Raw genomic sequence first — 14,004 nt, forward strand, 5'->3', positions numbered from 1 at the left:
ATTATCAATTAAATTGTTAAGAAATATATCTTTGTTTCAGGGGGCGGAAATAAAAAAGCCCGCTCAAACGAGCGGGCTAAAGAGAGAGGAAGTGCGATTATTGTTTAAATCGTTCCGGGAATTCCATTTCACTGTAGCGAACGAAGTGTGTTCCTTTCGTCAGCTTGTAACCAAACCAGATGACGAGGAACAGCGGAATACCAATGTAGGTTGCCGTGACGGCGCCCCAGTCAATGGTGTCCGCCAGGAACGCTTCATAGTTCTGTCCCAGCGTAATAATCAGGCACAGAATGAAGGCGAAAATGGGACCCAGCGGGAAGAACCCTGAGCGATACGGCAGCTGGTTAACGTCATAACCCTGTTTGACGTAGCCACGGCGGAAACGATAGTGGCTAATGGCAATCCCCAGCCAGGCAATAAAGCCCGTCATCCCGGAGGTGTTAAGCAGCCACAGGTACACCGTCTGGTTGCCAAACATCGAGGTCAGGAAGCACAGACCGGCAATGACCGTTGTGGCATACAGCGCGTTACGCGGTACGCCGCCACGGGACAGTTTCGCGAAAATACGCGGTGCTTTTCCGTCGCATGCCAGCGTGTAGAGCATACGGGTGGACGCGTACATCCCGGAGTTACCGGCAGAAAGTACGGCGGTCAGGATAACGGCGTTCATCACTGCCGCGGCAGAAAGCAGGCCGGCGTGCTGGAAGACCAGCGTGAACGGGCTAACGCTAATGTCTTTCACGTCATTACGCAGCAGGCTTGGATCGGTGTACGGAATGATCAGGCTGATAATCAGGATCGCGAACACATAGAACAGCAGGATACGCCAGAAGACCTGACGAACCGCGCGCGGAATATTCTTCTCCGGGTTTTCTGACTCACCGGCAGCAATGCCAATCAGCTCGGTTCCCTGGAAGGAGAAACCGACAATCATTGCCACGCCAATCATTGCCGACAGTCCACCGGCAAACGGCGCATCGCCTATTGTCCAGTTACTCCAGCCCGCAGGTTCAGCGCCTTTGAAAATACCAACGATCATCGCCACACCGACGACGATAAAGATGATGACGGTTGCCACTTTGATCAAAGAGAACCAGTATTCCGCTTCGCCGAAACCGCGCACGGAGATGTAGTTCAGCAGGAAGATGACGGCCAGGAACAGGGCGCTCCAGATCCAGCCCGGCGTATCCGGGAACCACCAGTTCATCACCAGCTGTGCGGCGACAAGGTCAACGGCGATGGTGACCGCCCAGTTGTACCAGTAGTTCCAGCCCAGCGCGAAGCCGAAGCCTTCTTCAACGTATTTTTGACCGTAGGTCGAGAACGAACCGGATACCGGCATGTACGCGGCCAGTTCGCCGAGACTGGTCATCAGGAAGTACACCATCAGGCCAATCAGGATATAAGAGAAAAGTGCCCCACCCGGGCCGGCTGCCGAAATCGTTGCGCCAGAGGCAACGAAAAGACCTGTACCGATGGAGCCGCCAATGGCGATCATCGTCAGGTGACGCGCCTTGAGTTCACGACGTAGCGTGGGCGCTTCTGTGGTTTTAATTTCTGAAACCATATGAAAATGCTGTCCATTTAATAAATGAGGCGCGATTGTAGCAGACGATCCGCGTTCCTTCCGGCAGAAATACTCAGTTATAAGAGAGCTTCATGACGCGGCCAGGATTATAAGTAAAGCATAATTTTTCCCTCTTCCCTTTGGGGTGAGGGACGCTGTCAGATTTCGCAGTAGCGCAGAAAACGCTGCAGGGAGCTGGAAAGGTGTTTCTGGCGATGATGAATGCACCACAGCGTGCGCACCAGTTTCGGGAGCGGAACGGGAATCTCCACCAGCGATCCGGTTTCCAGCTGTTCGGCAATAACGCGCCGGGAAAGACAGCTGATACCCAACCCGTGGCGCACCGCGTGCTTAATCGCCTCTGAGTTCCCCAATTCCATCCCCAGCTGGAAATGCGGCAGATGGGACAGCAGCAGATAATCGACAATTTCACGCGTGCCGGAGCCCTGCTCGCGCAGGATCCACTGCGCCTGCGCCAGCCGCTCCAGCGTCACCTCGCCCTGCAATAACGACGAGGCCGGGGATGCAAACACCACCAGCTCGTCTTCCAGCCAGGGCTCGGCAATGATATCGACGTTGTGGCAGGGCCCCTCGATGAGGCCGATATCCACGCGGAAGTCGATCACCGCGTTGATGACGTCCTGGCTATTGCCCACGCTCATCTCCAGCGGCAGGGTGGGAAAATCCCGGCGGTAGCGGGCAATCACTTCCGGCAGAATGTAGTTCCCGATGGTGCTGCTGGCGTAGACGCGGATCGCGCCGTTATCTTCGCGGAACAGCTGTTCGATTTCGATAGCCTGCTCCAGCAGCGCCAGCGCGCGTGGATAAAGAAGACGACCGTGTTCGTTGACCACCAGACGCTTCCCTACCCTGTCGAAAAGCTGAACGCCCAGCTGTCCTTCAAGATCGGTCAACGCCGCGCTGACCGCAGACTGCGAGAGCGCCAGCATTTGTGACGCCTGGGTCGTCGAGCCGCTTTTCAGCACCTCGGCAAACACTTCCAGCTGACGCAAAGTAATGTGCATGGTTGCTTACCACTTATATAGATTGATTATAAGTATATAATCAATTTTATTTTTAAGCCAGACCGCCGTAACCTTTAGCCAGACAAAGGAGAAGGTTATGTCAGAAATCACCTTACAACATCATCGTACAGTGTGGCACTTCGTGCCGGGTCTTGCGCTCAGCGCCGCAGTGACCGCCGTCGCGCTGTGGGGCGGCAGCATCCCGGCCATCGCCGGCGCGGGTTTCAGCGCGCTGACGCTCGCCATTTTGCTCGGCATGGTCGTGGGTAACACCGTTTATCCACATATCTGGAGATCCTGCGACGGCGGCGTAATCTTTGCCAAGCAGCATCTGCTGCGTCTTGGGATCATTCTTTATGGCTTTCGTCTCACCTTTTCGCAGATTGCGGATGTGGGTGCGAGCGGGATCGCCATCGACGTTCTGACCCTGACCAGCACCTTTTTACTGGCCTGCTTTATCGGTCAGAAAGTGTTTGGCCTGGACAGGCAAACCAGCTGGCTGATCGGTGCCGGGAGCAGTATCTGTGGCGCAGCGGCGGTGCTGGCAACGGAGCCGGTCGTGAAAGCCGAAGCCAGCAAGGTAACGGTTGCCGTCGCGACGGTGGTGATCTTCGGTACGCTGGCGATTTTCCTCTACCCGGCCATGTATCCGCTGGTCGCCCACTGGTTTAGCCCGGAAACCTACGGCATCTATATCGGCTCGACCATGCACGAAGTGGCCCAGGTGGTCGCAGCAGGACACGCCATTAACCCGGACGCTGAAAACGCGGCGGTGATTGCCAAAATGCTGCGCGTGATGATGCTGGCGCCGTTCCTGATTTTCCTGGCGGCACGGGTTAAACAGCTGGCACCGGCTGGCGGCAGCGAGAAGAGCAAAATCACCATTCCGTGGTTTGCGATCCTGTTCATCGTGGTCGCTATCTTTAACTCCTTCCACCTGCTGCCGAAAGCGGTGGTGGATATGCTGGTGACGCTGGATACCGTACTGCTGGCGATGGCCATGGCGGCGCTGGGGGTGACCACGCACGTCAGCGCGCTGAAAAAAGCCGGTGCGAAACCGCTGCTGATGGCGCTGGTGCTCTTCATCTGGCTGATTGTCGGCGGTGGCGCAATTAACCTCGCGGTCCATAGCCTGATGGCATAAACCACTACATCCTTCTCCTGTTAACCCGCTATCATAGGCATTTCGGGTTAACAGGAGTCCCTTTATGAAATATGTTGGAGCGCACGTTAGCGCTGCTGGTGGCCTTGCGAATGCCGCCATTCGCGCCGCCGAAATTGAGGCGACCGCTTTCGCCCTGTTCACCAAAAATCAGCGCCAGTGGCGCGCCGCACCGCTCACCGCTGAGGTGATTGATGATTTCAAAGCCGCCTGTGAGAAATACCGCTACGGGCCCGGCCAGATCCTCCCCCACGACAGCTACCTGATCAACCTCGGTCACCCGGTTGAAGAGGCGCTGGAAAAATCCCGCGAGGCGTTTCTGGATGAAGTGCAGCGCTGCGAACAGCTGGGGCTGACGCTGCTGAACTTCCATCCGGGCAGCCATCTGATGCAGATCGACGAAGATGCCTGCCTGGCGCGCATTGCGGAGTCCATCAACATCACTCTGGATAAAACCAAAGGCGTGACGGCGGTGATTGAGAACACCGCTGGTCAGGGTAGCAACCTCGGCTTTAAGTTCGAACATCTGGCGGCGATTATCGACGGCGTGGAGGACAAATCCCGCGTCGGCGTGTGCATTGATACCTGCCACGCGTTTGCCGCCGGTTATGACCTGCGCACCACCGAGGCAACAAAAAACACGTTTGATGAGTTCGAGCGCATTGTGGGCTTTAAATATCTGCGTGGAATGCACTTAAACGATGCGAAAAGCGCCTTTGGTAGCCGCGTTGACCGCCATCACAGCCTGGGCGAAGGCAACATTGGCCACGATGCGTTCCGCTTTATCATGCAGGACGCTCGCTTCGACGGTATTCCGATGGTGCTGGAAACCATCAATCCGGACATCTGGGCAGAAGAGATTGCCTGGCTGAAGGCACAGCAAACCGCTGAACAGGCGGCATAAAAAAAGCCGGGTTGCATCAGCACCCGGCTTTTTTTTGCTTACCGCTTACGCTGCTTTCGCCACAACTTCCGCTTCCGGACGTTTCAGCACCGCGTAAGAGAGGCCCGCCACCAGCGTACCGGCAACAATCGCCAGCAGGTAGCCCAGTACCGGGGTGATGGCGCCAGGGATCAGCAGCACGAACAGACCGCCGTGTGGTGCCATCAGTTTTGCGCCAATCGCCATGGAGATTGCACCCGTTACCGCACCACCTGCGATACAGCACGGCAGCACACGCATTGGGTCACGCGCCGCGAACGGAATCGCGCCTTCGGTGATGAAGCACAGACCCAGCACCAGCGCGGCTTTACCGCCTTCCTGCTGCGCTTTATCGAACTTACGACGGGCAATAATCGTCGCCAGGCCGAGCGCCAGCGGAGGCACCATGCCTGCCGCCATGATCGCCGCCATCGGTGCGTAGGTCTGGGTACTCAGCAGGCCCACACCAAAGGCGTACGCCGCTTTGTTCACCGGACCACCCATGTCGGTACACATCATGCCGCCGAGGATTGCACCCAGCAGAACCGCGTTCGCGGTGCCCATGGTCTGCAGCCAGTGGGTCAGACCCGCCAGGATGCCCGCAACCGGCTTACCAATCAGGTAAATCATCGCCAGGCCGACCACCAGGCTGGAAATCAGCGGGATGATCAGGATCGGCTTCAGCGCTTCCATACTCTGCGGCAGCTTCAGCTTCGCGCTAATCAGCTTCGCGACGTAACCGGCGAGGAAGCCCGCGATGATACCGCCGATAAAGCCAGAACCGGTGCTCACGGCCAGCATACCGCCGATAAGACCCGGGGTCAGACCCGGGCGGTCAGCGATGGAGAAGGCAATAAAGCCCGCCAGTACCGGCACCATCAGGGCGAAGGCTGAGCCGCCGCCGATCTGCATCAGCGCAGCCGCCAGGGTACCTTGTTCTTTAAACGCGGTGATACCAAACGCGAACGAGAGCGCGATACACAGACCGCCCGCGACCACCATCGGCAGCATGTAAGACACGCCGGTCAGCAGGTGGCGATAGGCGCCTGCTGACTCTTTCTTCCCTTCCGTCGCGGTCTGGCGCGCGCCGGTTGCCTGATACGGCTTCGCTTCCACCAGCGCTTTATCAAACTCCTGCGCGGTCTTTTTCAGCGCCAGGCCGGTGGAGGTACGGTACATTGGCTTACCGGCAAATTTCGCGAGGTCCACTTCGATATCTGCCGCCACAATCACCAGATCGGCCTCCGCCACTTCCTCTGGGGTGATGGCATTGCCGGCACCGACGGAGCCGCGCGTTTCAACTTTTACCCACCAGCCGCGTTTTTTTGCTTCGGTTTCAATGGCTTCAGCCGCCATAAAGGTGTGAGCCACCCCCGTCGGGCAGGCCGTCACCGCCACAATGCGTTTCGGGCCCGTGGCCGCAGCCGGTGCCGTCGCGACAGGCGCGCTGTAGACGGACGCGTGACCTTTCGCTTCGCTCAGGAACAGTTCCGGATGTGCCACCGCGCGATTAATATCGCCCAGCCACACTTTTTTGCCGTTCAGCGCACTGTCAGCCGGGATGTTGTCGCCCAGGACAATGGCCAGTTCGGCATCGCCCGGGTTATCAGTCATCTCGAGATGTGCTTTGTTCGCCGCCGCTCCCAGCAAGGTCTTCGCCATATAGGCGCGTGCCTGTCCGAGACCGGAGTCAATGATCAGCAGCGTTTTCATTATTCCTCTCCTGCTGTTAGTTAAAAGGTTTTAAGTCAACGCGCGCCATCATCGCGGCTAACTGGGTACGATCGGTAATACCGACATTGCTCTGGCTGACGGCCAGGGCAGCAACGGCAGTGGCAAGACGTAAGGTATGTTCACTGGATTCCCGCATCAGCAGACCATAAATCAGTCCGCCAACCATGGAATCCCCTGCGCCAACGGTACTCACAACCTCCATTGACGGCGGTTTGGCGATCCATTCGCCAGACGCGTTAACCCACAACGCGCCTTCTGCACCAAGCGAGATCACCACGTGAGCGATACCCTGCTCGCGCAGCGCATGGGCAGCGTCGATCACATCTTTTAATTCTGGCAGCTTACGGCCCGCCCAGATCTCCAGTTCGCGGCGATTAGGCTTCACCAGCCACGGAGAGGCTTTCAGGCCCGCGACCAGCGCGTCACGGCTGCTGTCAAAAATAATGCATGGGCACTGGCTGCGCAGGCGCGTCATCCAGTCGGTAAACGCTTCCGGACTGACGCCGGACGGCAGGCTGCCGCTGACGCACACCATGTCAAACTGCCCCAGCCAGGTCAGCGAGTCGTTGACAAAGCGTTCCCAGTCTGACGGCGTCACTTCGAAGCCAGAGAAGTTCAGATCGGTCACTTCACCGTCTTTCTCCGTCAGCTTAACGTTGATACGGGTACGGCCCTGAACAACCTGGAAACGGTTGGCAATGCCCAGCTCGCTGAACAGCTGCTGGAAACCATCCTGGTTGTCTTTGCCGAGGAATCCGCCCACGGTGACATCAATACCGAGATCCTTGAGCACTTTCGCGACGTTAATCCCTTTGCCCGCAGCATGCAGGCCGGTGGTACGCACGAGGTTAACTTCGCCGCGCTCAATTTCCGGGCAAAACCCCACCAGGTCATAAGCCGGGTTCAGCGTAATAGTCGCAACACGTCTGCTCATTATGCGCCCTCCCCCAGACCCGCCGCGATGGCATCGCCAATCGCTTTCAGCGCCTGTTCAGCATCGGCACCCTGCGCGGTGAAACGCAGACGGTGGCCTTTCTTCACGCCCAGCGCGACCACTTTCATCAGACTACGGCCGTTGGCCGGTTTGCCCGTGCCGTCAAGATTCGCCACGGTAATCTCACTCTCAAATTGTTTAATGGTATTCACCAGCATGGTGCCCGGACGGGCATGCAGGCCGTGTTCGTTACGTACCACGAACTCCGCGGTTAGCACGTCATCCGTCAGCGCATCATCACTGGTCAGCAGTGCCAGCACGGTGGACGCATCAGCGTTCAGCAGTTTTTCAGCTTTGTTGTTCAGCAGCAGATCGCCAAGACGCTTCAGCACGGAAACCGGCTGTTCATCAGCCATCGCCACGGTCACCAGCATGGCCGCGCGTTCGCCTTCTACCTCAAACGCCGTGGCAGCACGGCTCACGGCAATCGCACTGCGCAGGTTGCCTTCAGCACTGTCGTTCAGCCAGATGCCCTGACCCAGATTCAACGGCTTATCGTTAATCACGCGCGTCACAAAGGTGGCATCCGCCGCGCCGGCTTCTTTCAGACGACCCGCGTTCAGCGCCTGCAGCGTCACCAGATCGGAAGCAACCACATCCAGCGTCAGCGTTTCATTATCCAGTTTCAGCGCTTCACTCTGTTTTTCGCCCATCAGCAAGGCGCGCAGCTCTTCCGCGGTGGTGGCAGATTTAAGCTGTTCAGCCACCGCGTCATCGCTCAGAACATGCGTCAGCTGACGCAACAGACCTAAGTGTTCATCGCTGCTTGCCGCGATACCGATGGCCACATAGGCCACCTGACCGTCGCCCCAGAGCACGCCCTGCGGGAACTGATACACCTTAACGCCGGTTTTCAGCACCTGATCGCGGGTGTCGGTGGTACCGTGCGGAATGGCAATGCCATTGCCGAGGAAGGTTGAAGTCTGCTGCTCGCGGGCCAGCATGCCGTTGACATAGCCGTCCGCGACGTTACCCGCCTGCACAAGCGCAGCGGCAACCTGGCGAATAGCCTCTTCTTTATCCCCGGCCTGAGCGCCCGGGTGGATATCCTGAACAGATAACTGGAACATGGTTCTCCACTCCTGCTGAACTTGAATCGTTTCAGCTTTAATGAGAAAAAATGCGCTAGCCTGCTCCGTTTGTTAAAACAAGATAGCGCTGAAACGTTTCAAAAAGTCTTGCGCTTTCTGCTGTACCTTGCAAGTAAACTCGTCTTTCTGATGTCAGAATTTAGAGATACAGCACATTTCTTCTTCATTAAGCTGAATTTTGCTGAAGTTCAGCAAGTCAGTTTCAGCTAAGGTCAGCAGCGTAAGATGCAAGTTGAAATGCCATTTTGATTTTTCGTGGCATCATTGACCGCACCCACTGTTTATTTTTTAGCTGACGGCGTACACTCCGCCCCTCTCTGCTACTCGCTAATTATAAAACATGCATAACACCCCTGCGGCTGCCTCGCCAAAGCCCTTTGACTTGACTTCAGCGGCCTTCCTGATTGTTGCCTTTTTCACGGGCATTGCCGGTGCGTTACAGACGCCGACGCTGAGCTTATTTCTGACCAATGAGGTTCATGTTCGTCCGGCGCTGGTTGGCTTCTTTTTTACCGGAAGCGCCATCATCGGCATCCTGGTCAGTCAGTTTCTGGCGGGGCGATCCGACAGAAAAGGCGATCGTAAAAGCCTGATCGTTTTCTGCTGCCTGCTGGGGGTCATGGCCTGCGTTCTGTTTGCCTGGAACCGCAACTACTTCATTCTGCTTTTCGTCGGGGTATTCCTGAGCAGCTTTGGCTCGACGGCTAACCCACAGCTGTTTGCGCTTGCCCGCGAACACGCCGACCATACCGGACGTGAAGCGGTGATGTTCAGCTCTGTCCTGCGTGCACAGGTGTCGCTGGCGTGGGTGATTGGCCCGCCGCTGGCCTACGCGCTGGCGATGGGTTTTGGCTTTACGGTGATGTACCTGAGCGCGGCAGTCGCGTTTGTGGCGTGCGGCGCGCTGGTGTGGTTCTTCCTGCCGCCCATGCGCAAAGAGCCCAAGGTGGCAACAGGTGTGCTGGAAGCGCCGCGCCGTAACCGCCGCGATGCCCTGCTCCTGTTCGCGATCTGCACGCTGATGTGGGGCACCAATAGCCTCTATATCATCAATATGCCGCTGTTTATCATTAATGAACTGCACCTGCCGGAGAAGCTGGCGGGCATCATGATGGGCACCGCAGCCGGGCTTGAGATCCCGACCATGCTGATCGCAGGCTATTACGCAAAGCGCTTCGGGAAACGTTTTTTAATGCGCATCGCCGCCGTCGCCGGTCTGCTGTTTTATATCGGCATGCTGACGGTACATACGCCGGGGCTGTTGCTGGCGTTACAGCTGCTGAACGCTATCTATATTGGTATTCTCGCCGGGATAGGCATGCTTTATTTCCAGGATCTGATGCCGGGCCAGGCAGGCTCTGCCACCACCCTTTATACTAATACCACCCGCGTGGGCTGGATTATTGCCGGTTCAATGGCCGGTGTCGTGGCCGAAATCTGGAACTATCACACGGTGTTCTGGATTGCGCTGGTGATGTGTACGCTGACGATTGGCTGCCTGGCGAGGATTAAAGACGTTTAAGGCGCGGTTAGCGCTTCCAGCTCAAGAAGGTACGTTATCGCCTGCTCTCGCGTGCTGCCGCACATTTCAGCCGTGGGCTGAAGCCCGGAGCAGACCTTCGGGCGCAACGGTGAGCCAAAGATCATGCACAGGTTCGTTTCCGAGAGCTGAACGCAGCGGGTATTGGCAGGTTTGCCCTCGGGCATTCCTGGAATGGGGCTTGAAATGGACGGTGCAGTACAGCACGCGCCACAATCGGGACGACAATCCATAAATGCTCTCTTCCGCTGGCGAATGCCCGTACGGTCGGGCATCGCGCGCACAGTAACACCTTTTGTGTATTGATAGCAAAAGCCACGAATTCCTCTTGCCTGAAAGGCCGCGCGCGAGTAATTTGGCGCGATATTTTTTACCTCCCGTAAACAGGATTACTGCAATGCCAAGAGCGAACGAAATTAAGAAAGGTATGGTACTGAATTACAACGGCAAACTGCTGATTGTGAAAGATATCGATATTCAGGCACCAAGCGCCCGTGGTGCAGCTACGCTGTACAAAATGCGTTTCGCCGATGTGCGTACCGGCCTGAAGGTGGAAGAGCGCTTTAAAGGTGACGATATCGTCGATACCGTGACCCTGACCCGTCGCTATGTTGATTTCTCCTACATCGACGGCAACGAATATGTGTTCATGGACAAAGAAGATTACACCCCGTATATCTTCACCAAAGACCAGATTGAAGAAGAGCTGCTGTTCATCCCGGAAGGCGGTATGCCTGATATGCAGGTTCTGACCTGGGACGGCGTGCTGCTGGCGCTGGAACTGCCTCAGACCGTCGATCTGGAAATCGTTGAAACCGCACCAGGCATCAAAGGCGCATCCGCCAGTGCCCGCAACAAACCGGCTACCCTGACCACCGGCCTGGTTGTGCAGGTGCCGGAATACCTTTCTGCTGGCGAGAAAATCCGCATCCATATCGAAGAAAAACGCTATATGGGTCGCGCTGACTGATTGCGGCGTTTGTCGGGTGGCGCTACGCTTACCCGACCTACGAAAAAACCGGCCCAGAAGCCGGTTTTTGTGTTTTTGTAGACTGGGTAAGGCGAAGCCGCCACCCGGCAATTCCGGTTACAGCAGCTCCGGATACTTCGTCATCTTCAGCGCCAGCTCAACGCCGCGCACTTCCGCCATCCCTTTAAGACGGCCAATCGCCGAATAGCCCGGGTTGGTTTTCTTACGCAGATCGTCCAGCATCTGGTGTCCGTGATCCGGACGGAACGGGATAGGACGCACATCGCCAGCCTGCTTGCGACGCGCCTCTTCCGCCAGAATAGCGTCTACCACCGCGACCATATTCACATCACCGCCCAGGTGCGCCGCCTCGTGGAAGGTTTTTGGGTTCTCTTCACGGCAGGTCGCGCGCAGATGCGTGAAGTGGATGCGATCGCCGAAGGTTTCAATCATCCGCACCAGGTCGTTATCCGCCCGCACGCCGTAGGAGCCGGTACACATGGTGAAGCCGTTATAGATGCTGTCGACCGTCTCTTTCAGCCACTGCATATCTTCAATCGTGGACACGATACGCGGCAGGCCGAGGATAGGACGCGGTGGATCGTCCGGATGTACCGCCAGGCGAACCCCCACCTCTTCCGCGACCGGCACAATTGCGCGCAGGAAATACGCCATGTTTTCACGCAGCTGCTGCTTATCAATATTGCCGTACTCCGCCAGGCGGGCGCGGAACTGATCCAGCGTATACCCCTCTTCGGCACCCGGCAGGCCCGCAATAATATTACGGGTCAGCTTTTCGATATCCGCGTCGCTGGCGGCATTGAACCATTGGAGCGCCTGCTGCTGCTCTTCAGCGGTGTAATCCGCTTCTGCGCCAGGGCGTTTCAGAATGTGCAGTTCGAATGCCGCAAAGGCAATCTGATCGAAACGCAGCGCTTTTGAGCCGTCCGGCATTTGATATTCGAGGTCTGTACGCGTCCAGTCCAGAATGGGCATGAAGTTGTAGCAAACGGTATCAATACCGCAGGCCGCGAGGTTACGGATGCTCTGCTGATAGTTGGCAATCCAGGTCTGATACTCGCCGGAATGGGTTTTGATGTCTTCGTGAACCGGAATGCTTTCCACCACAGACCAGGTTAATCCCTTCTCCGCCAGCAGCGCCTGACGCGTCTGGATTTCCTCTACCGGCCAGACCTGACCGTTAGGAATATGATGCAGCGCCGTGACGACACCCGTTGCGCCAGCCTGACGCACATCATCAAGAGAAACCGGATCGTTCGGCCCGTACCAACGCCAGGTTTGTTCCATTGCCTCACCCTCTTAAGTTGTTATACCAATATGCGTTACTACAATGACGACTACCATACATGTTTACCGCGAAGGGTCAATACACCGCCACACATTGATTGATCAAACTCACATAACGGGGATATTTACGGCTCACCAATTTTATTTGCTGTCATATAACTTTACACTGGCATTGTTAATTAATGGTTAATCAGGTGTATCTCATGAAGACAATTGCGTCCACCCCCCTTCCTGCCCGGGTTCAGAAACCGCGCTACGATCGTCAGCAACTGCGCTCCCGCATCGTCCACTTTGGCTTTGGCGCGTTTCACCGTGCGCACCAGGCCTTGTTAACAAATCGGGTGCTGAATGAAAAAGGCGGCGACTGGGGGATTTGTGAGATTAGCCTCTTCAGCGGCGACGTGCTGATGAACCAGCTGCGCGCGCAGGATCATCTGTTCACCGTGCTGGAAAAAGGGGCTGAAGGAAATGAAGCGATTATCGTCGGTGCCGTCCATGAATGCCTGAACGCAAAGCTGGACTCCCTGCCCGCCATTATTGAGAAATTTTGCGAGCCTCAGGTCGCGATTGTCTCGCTCACCATCACAGAGAAAGGCTATTGCATCGATCCCGCGACCGGGAAACTCGACCTGAATAACCCCCGGATCGTCCACGACCTTGAAAACCCCTCAGAGCCACATTCCGCCCCTGGGATCCTGGTCGAAGCGCTCCACCGCCGCCGCGAGCGCGGCCTGCCCGCCTTTACCGTGCTCTCCTGCGACAATATCCCGGACAACGGGCACGTGGTGAAAAACGCCGTGCTCGGCATGGCGCAAAAACGTTCCGCAGGGTTATCTGAATGGATCGATACCCACGTAAGCTTCCCCGGAACGATGGTCGACAGGATTGTTCCCGCCGCGACGGAGGCCTCGCTGGCGGAAATCACCGACGCGCTCGGCGTGGAAGATCCGTGCGCCATCAGCTGCGAGCCGTTCATTCAGTGGGTAATAGAAGATAATTTTGTCGCCGGCCGTCCCGAGTGGGAAGTGGCGGGTGTCCAGATGGTGCAGGATGTTCTGCCGTGGGAGCAGATGAAATTACGCATGCTCAACGGCAGCCACTCTTTCCTGGCGTATCTCGGGTATCTTGCCGGCTACGCGCATATTAATGAATGCATGGAGGACACAGCGTTCCGAGAAGCCGCCCGTCGGCTGATGCTGAACGAGCAGGCCCCCACGTTACGGATTAAGGATGTCGACCTCACCGCGTATGCCGATAGCCTGCTCGAACGCTTTGCCAACCCGGCCCTCCAGCATCGGACCTGGCAAATCGCGATGGACGGTAGCCAGAAGCTTCCGCAAAGAATGCTGGACGGGATCCGCGTTCATCTTGAGCGAAACACGCCGTGGTCGCTGCTGGCCCTGGGCGTGGCAGGCTGGATACGCTACGTCAGCGGCACCGACGAGCGCGGCAACGCGATTGACGTTCGCGATCCCCTCAGCGATAAAATCCGCACGATCGTCAACGCCAGCAGCGACATCGACCGCGTCCCCGCGCTGCTGGGGCTGAGCGAAGTGTTTGGTCACGATCTCGCGCACAATCGTGTTTTTGTTGAGGCTGTTAGCCAGGCCTATCAGCGCATCACCCGTCACGGCGCACGTCAGGCTGTTATCGAAACGTTAAATATTTAACGATTGTTGCGCTTAACGCGA

At 56.9% G+C, this 14,004-nt stretch carries 12 protein-coding genes; 5 read left to right on the forward strand and 7 right to left on the reverse strand.

The window, feature by feature from the left end; all coding sequences use genetic code 11:
• Nucleotides 1-97 precede the first annotated feature (97 nt).
• Both BFV67_RS14660 and yieE read right to left on the reverse strand, forming a co-directional pair.
• Nucleotides 98-1,567, reverse strand: a complete 1,470-nt coding sequence (locus BFV67_RS14660; RefSeq protein ID WP_008500931.1) for an amino acid permease — start codon at nt 1,565-1,567, stop codon at nt 98-100.
• A gap of 158 nt (nt 1,568-1,725) precedes the next feature.
• Entirely contained in the window at nt 1,726-2,592 is an 867-nt protein-coding gene (yieE, locus tag BFV67_RS14665; protein WP_008500932.1) for a DNA-binding transcriptional regulator YeiE, read from the reverse strand.
• Between the two features lie 97 nt (nt 2,593-2,689).
• Between yieE and BFV67_RS14670 the strand changes: the two genes are divergently transcribed.
• Nucleotides 2,690-3,736: a YeiH family protein gene (locus tag BFV67_RS14670; RefSeq protein ID WP_069598558.1), complete on the forward strand. Its 1,047-nt coding sequence runs from the start codon at nt 2,690-2,692 to the stop codon at nt 3,734-3,736.
• A 64-nt stretch (nt 3,737-3,800) separates the two neighbouring features.
• Nucleotides 3,801-4,658, forward strand: a complete 858-nt coding sequence (gene nfo, locus BFV67_RS14675) for a deoxyribonuclease IV (protein ID WP_023294038.1) — start codon at nt 3,801-3,803, stop codon at nt 4,656-4,658.
• Between the two features lie 45 nt (nt 4,659-4,703).
• Here the strand turns inward: nfo and fruA are convergent, their stop codons facing one another.
• From fruA to fruB, 3 genes are read right to left on the reverse strand one after another with little or no spacing between them, the layout of a single operon-like run.
• A complete protein-coding gene (gene fruA, locus BFV67_RS14680) occupies nt 4,704-6,389 on the reverse strand; it encodes a PTS fructose transporter subunit IIBC (protein ID WP_069598559.1) in 1,686 nt (561 codons plus the stop codon).
• A 16-nt stretch (nt 6,390-6,405) separates the two neighbouring features.
• Entirely contained in the window at nt 6,406-7,344 is a 939-nt protein-coding gene (gene fruK / locus BFV67_RS14685) for a 1-phosphofructokinase (protein WP_008500936.1), read from the reverse strand.
• The gene (fruB, locus tag BFV67_RS14690) at nt 7,344-8,474 is read right to left on the reverse strand and encodes a fused PTS fructose transporter subunit IIA/HPr protein (RefSeq protein WP_039025028.1); all 1,131 of its coding nucleotides are present in this window, start codon (nt 8,472-8,474) and stop codon (nt 7,344-7,346) included. The genes fruK and fruB overlap by 1 nt, the downstream gene beginning before the upstream one ends.
• A gap of 361 nt (nt 8,475-8,835) precedes the next feature.
• Between fruB and setB the strand changes: the two genes are divergently transcribed.
• Nucleotides 8,836-10,017 (forward strand): sugar efflux transporter SetB, encoded by a 1,182-nt coding sequence (gene setB / locus BFV67_RS14700; protein WP_069598560.1) that lies wholly within the window; start codon nt 8,836-8,838, stop codon nt 10,015-10,017.
• On the opposite strand, the gene BFV67_RS14705 is transcribed toward setB, so the two are convergent.
• The gene (locus BFV67_RS14705; protein WP_021241515.1) at nt 10,014-10,268 is read right to left on the reverse strand and encodes a YkgJ family cysteine cluster protein; all 255 of its coding nucleotides are present in this window, start codon (nt 10,266-10,268) and stop codon (nt 10,014-10,016) included. The two genes, setB and BFV67_RS14705, sit on opposite strands and share 4 nt — an antisense overlap.
• 164 nt (nt 10,269-10,432) lie before the next feature.
• On the opposite strand from BFV67_RS14705, the gene yeiP reads away from it, so the two are divergent.
• Nucleotides 10,433-11,005 (forward strand): elongation factor P-like protein YeiP, encoded by a 573-nt coding sequence (gene yeiP, locus BFV67_RS14710; RefSeq protein ID WP_008500940.1) that lies wholly within the window; start codon nt 10,433-10,435, stop codon nt 11,003-11,005.
• 117 nt (nt 11,006-11,122) lie between these two features.
• On the opposite strand, the gene uxuA is transcribed toward yeiP, so the two are convergent.
• On the reverse strand, nt 11,123-12,313 hold the full coding sequence (gene uxuA / locus BFV67_RS14715; RefSeq protein ID WP_069598561.1) for a mannonate dehydratase: 1,191 nt from the start codon (nt 12,311-12,313) through the stop codon (nt 11,123-11,125).
• 203 nt (nt 12,314-12,516) lie between these two features.
• Here uxuA and BFV67_RS14720 point away from each other — a divergent pair, with 203 nt between their 5' ends.
• Nucleotides 12,517-13,983, forward strand: a complete 1,467-nt coding sequence (locus BFV67_RS14720) for a mannitol dehydrogenase family protein (RefSeq protein WP_069598562.1) — start codon at nt 12,517-12,519, stop codon at nt 13,981-13,983.
• Nucleotides 13,984-14,004 lie beyond the last annotated feature (21 nt).

The organism is Enterobacter roggenkampii (genome assembly GCF_001729805.1).
Classification (GTDB): Bacteria; Pseudomonadota; Gammaproteobacteria; order Enterobacterales; family Enterobacteriaceae; genus Enterobacter; species Enterobacter roggenkampii.

What these genes read in the sequence shown, in the direction of transcription:
- BFV67_RS14660 (WP_008500931.1), bottom strand. Translation starts at nt 1,567, where the DNA reads ATGGTTTCAGAAATTAAAACCACAGAAGCGCCCACGCTACGTCGTGAA.
- yieE (WP_008500932.1), bottom strand. Translation starts at nt 2,592, where the DNA reads ATGCACATTACTTTGCGTCAGCTGGAAGTGTTTGCCGAGGTGCTGAAA.
- BFV67_RS14670 (WP_069598558.1), top strand. Translation starts at nt 2,690, where the DNA reads ATGTCAGAAATCACCTTACAACATCATCGTACAGTGTGGCACTTCGTG.
- nfo (WP_023294038.1), top strand. Translation starts at nt 3,801, where the DNA reads ATGAAATATGTTGGAGCGCACGTTAGCGCTGCTGGTGGCCTTGCGAAT.
- fruA (WP_069598559.1), bottom strand. Translation starts at nt 6,389, where the DNA reads ATGAAAACGCTGCTGATCATTGACTCCGGTCTCGGACAGGCACGCGCC.
- fruK (WP_008500936.1), bottom strand. Translation starts at nt 7,344, where the DNA reads ATGAGCAGACGTGTTGCGACTATTACGCTGAACCCGGCTTATGACCTG.
- fruB (WP_039025028.1), bottom strand. Translation starts at nt 8,474, where the DNA reads ATGTTCCAGTTATCTGTTCAGGATATCCACCCGGGCGCTCAGGCCGGG.
- setB (WP_069598560.1), top strand. Translation starts at nt 8,836, where the DNA reads ATGCATAACACCCCTGCGGCTGCCTCGCCAAAGCCCTTTGACTTGACT.
- BFV67_RS14705 (WP_021241515.1), bottom strand. Translation starts at nt 10,268, where the DNA reads ATGGATTGTCGTCCCGATTGTGGCGCGTGCTGTACTGCACCGTCCATT.
- yeiP (WP_008500940.1), top strand. Translation starts at nt 10,433, where the DNA reads ATGCCAAGAGCGAACGAAATTAAGAAAGGTATGGTACTGAATTACAAC.
- uxuA (WP_069598561.1), bottom strand. Translation starts at nt 12,313, where the DNA reads ATGGAACAAACCTGGCGTTGGTACGGGCCGAACGATCCGGTTTCTCTT.
- BFV67_RS14720 (WP_069598562.1), top strand. Translation starts at nt 12,517, where the DNA reads ATGAAGACAATTGCGTCCACCCCCCTTCCTGCCCGGGTTCAGAAACCG.